Annotated in this window: 2 protein-coding genes; both read left to right on the forward strand. The window is 57.4% G+C overall.

All coding sequences use genetic code 11. The features are described 5' to 3' along the window. The first annotated feature begins 69 nt into the window (after positions 1–69). A complete protein-coding gene (locus tag ENZ75_RS26445) occupies positions 70–1,473 on the forward strand; it encodes an aspartate aminotransferase family protein (RefSeq protein WP_063169325.1) in 1,404 nt (467 codons plus the stop codon). Between the two features lie 145 nt (positions 1,474–1,618). After that, positions 1,619–2,512 (forward strand): polysaccharide deacetylase, encoded by an 894-nt coding sequence (locus ENZ75_RS26450; RefSeq protein ID WP_224570030.1) that lies wholly within the window; start codon positions 1,619–1,621, stop codon positions 2,510–2,512. Positions 2,513–3,132 lie beyond the last annotated feature (620 nt).

Below are 3,132 nucleotides of genomic sequence, written 5' to 3' on the forward strand. Positions count from 1 at the left end.
GTCTTATCGAATATCTCGAACCCAAATACCTCTGCATCGGCAACATCGCGGCCTGAAAGGAAGCATTCAATGACCATCAACATCAAAGAGATCACCGAAAAGGACCGCAACTCGGTCTTGCATCCTTTCACTCAGCTTAAAGATTTCGCCACTGGCAAGCTCGGCGACCCAACGATCGTGGTGACAGGGAAGGGGATCCGCATCCAGGACGCGCATGGCAACCAATTTATCGATGGCTTTGCCGGCCTATACTGCGTCAATGTCGGGTATGGCCGCACGGAAGTCGCCGATGCGATCTCGCGTCAGGCCTATCGCTTGGCGTATTACCACTCCTATGCGGCGCACACGACCGACGAGCTTGCGATCCTCTCCGATCGCCTTGTGAAGATGGCGCCGGGCAAGATGAGCAAGGTGTTCTATGGCATGTCCGGCTCGGATGCGAACGAGACCCAGGCCAAGCTTGTTTGGTACTACAACAACCTGCGTGGCAAGCCGACCAAAAAGAAGATCATCTCCCGTGAACGCGGCTATCACGGCTGCAGCGTCGTGTCGGGCTCGATGACGGGCATGAGCTTTTATCACGACCACATGGACCTGCCACTTCCGCAGATTGTTCACACGGGTGTTCCACATCATTACTGGGGCGCAACCCCGGGCGAAACCGAGCGCGAATTCTCCGCTCGCCGCGCCGCCGAGCTTGATCAGTTGATCGAGCGGCTCGGCCCGGACAACGTCGGCGCCTTCATTGGCGAGCCCGTCCTCGGCACAGGTGGTATCACGCCTCCGCCGGAAGGCTATTGGGAAGCGGTACAGACGGTCCTCAAAAAACATGATGTGCTGCTGATTGCCGATGAAGTGATCACAGGGTTCGGCCGCACCGGTTCCATGTTCGGCTCACAGCACTATGGCATCGAGCCAGACCTCATCACGATCGCTAAAGGTTTGACGTCGGCCTACTTCCCGCTTTCAGCGGCAATCGTCGGTGAGAAGGTGTATAAAGTCCTGGAGGATGGAGCCGACAAGGTCGGGGCATTCTCGCACGGCTACACCTACTCTGGTCATCCGATCGGCGCCGCCGCGGCCAACGCGGTCCTCGATATTGTCGAGAAAGAAGACCTCCCCGGCAATGCGCGTGACGTCGGCGCGTTTTTCCAGGCGCAGTTGCAGGAGAGGTTCGCGCAGTTGCCGATCGTCGGCGAAGTGCGGGGCGTCGGTCTTATGGGCGCAATCGAGTTCGTTGCCGATCGCGACAATCGGAAGCGTTTCGATCCGGCGCTCAAGGTAGGTGCGCGAATCTCGAAGGCCGCCCGTGACCGTGGTCTTATCGCTCGGGCCATGCCGCACGGGGACATTTTGGGCTTTGCTCCGCCGCTGGTTACAACCAAAGCTGAGGCGGAGGAGATTGTTGCAATCGCAGAAAGCGCCGTGCGCTCGGTTATGGATGAGCTTGTTCGCGAGAGTGAGAAAATCTGAATGAGTTGGGCCATCTTGTCGTAATCAAGGCGCAAACTCAAGCGACGGCCTGATCGGCTTGCGGGGCTGCCAGCTGAGCTGGTGCCGCGTTCCGCTCATTGAGTTTTCGGCGGAATTCAATGCAGACACTGCTCAGGAGGAACTGGTGGCCAATTCGACCGCACTCAATCCCTGGGAATGGCCTGAAAGCCATTGGCGGCGGCGCATCAACAAAGTCAGAGCGGGCAAGGCACTAAGACCAATGTGGCCCGGCGGTAAACGCTGTGCCTTCGCCATCTCGTTCGACGTCGATCATGAGTCGAACGAATTGCGCAGGGGAGGGCGATCGCTAAGCAGATTATCCTGGGGTCAGTACGGGAGCCGACGAGGGATGCCTCGGGCTTTGGAACTCTTGAGAAAGTACGACGTTCCGGCGAGTTTTTTCGTTCCCGCTGTGATCGCTCAGTTGTATCCAGACGAGCAACGCGCAGTTGTCGATGAAGGCCATGAAATTGGCATGCACGGCTGGATACACGAGCTAAACTCGGAACTGAGCGCAGAGAGCGAGCGCTCTTTAATGATGAGGAGTGCCGACACTCTTGAAAAAATCACTTCCAAACGCCCGACGGGAATTCGAACGCCTTCCTGGGATTTTTCCGACGCAACTCTACGGATCATACGTGAAACCGGATTGACATACGACTCATCCCTTATGGCCGATGATAGTTGCTATGAGCTGCTGGAAGACGAGGAACCCACGGGAGTGATTGAAATACCGGTCGAATGGATTCGAGACGATGCCACTTATCTTTGGATGAGTCCCGATGGGTCTTCACGGCCAGATTTATCAGTCGACGACGTGCTTTCTGTATTTATTCGGGAGTTCGAAGGGGCCTATCAAGATGCCGATTTATTTCAGCTGACTCTGCATCCACACGTCATTGGATATCGCTCACGGATCTGGATCGTAGAAGAATTAATTCGACGCGCCAAAGCAAAGGGTGACGTTTGGTTCGCCACACATCATCAGGTCGCCGAGCGTGCGTCCTCATGTCTCTGAAAACTCTCAGACAGGAACGCCGGTAGAGTGCGGTGTTCTTGGGGCGGCGCAAGCCGTCCTGCGCCTCGACCGTTGCGGCGGTCACCAATGGATTTGGAATGACGCGGATCATCCGCTGTCCGGTATTCGCTTTCAGAGCGGGTACAGTGGGAGTTCTTATCTTGGAGGAGGACTACAATCTTGATTGACACGACCTTTGCCGGAAAAACGGTGCTGATTACCGGCGGGTGGCGCGCTTGGCCCGGCCAGTGCCAAACTGCTGGCGGCGGGTGGAGCGGATTTGGTGTTGGCTGACCTGTCGCAAGAGGCTCTGGACCAAACTCTGGCCGCCTGTCCTGGTGCCCGTTGAGTTGTCTGCGACGTGACCGATCCGGCGATGCTGGAAGGGCTGGTCGACCTCGCCCGCGAGAGCTTTGGCCGGCCGGTTGAGGGCTTGGTCGCGGCCGCTGGCATTACGGTGCGATGAAGCGGCTGATAGACGTGAAGGGTACGAAGCCATGTTCAGCTTCAACGTCGGGGCCATTTGGCGAATCTGCAAGCTGCATCCCGCAGATGCGCGAGCTTGGCCGCGGATCGGTGGTGCTCTTCAGCTCGACTGCTGGTCTGCAGGCCTCGAAGGA

This window comes from Mesorhizobium sp. M7A.F.Ca.CA.002.04.1.1 (assembly GCF_004022805.1).
GTDB lineage: Bacteria > Pseudomonadota > Alphaproteobacteria > Rhizobiales > Rhizobiaceae > Mesorhizobium > Mesorhizobium ciceri.

What these genes read in the sequence shown, in the direction of transcription:
- ENZ75_RS26445 (WP_063169325.1), top strand. Translation starts at nt 70, where the DNA reads ATGACCATCAACATCAAAGAGATCACCGAAAAGGACCGCAACTCGGTC.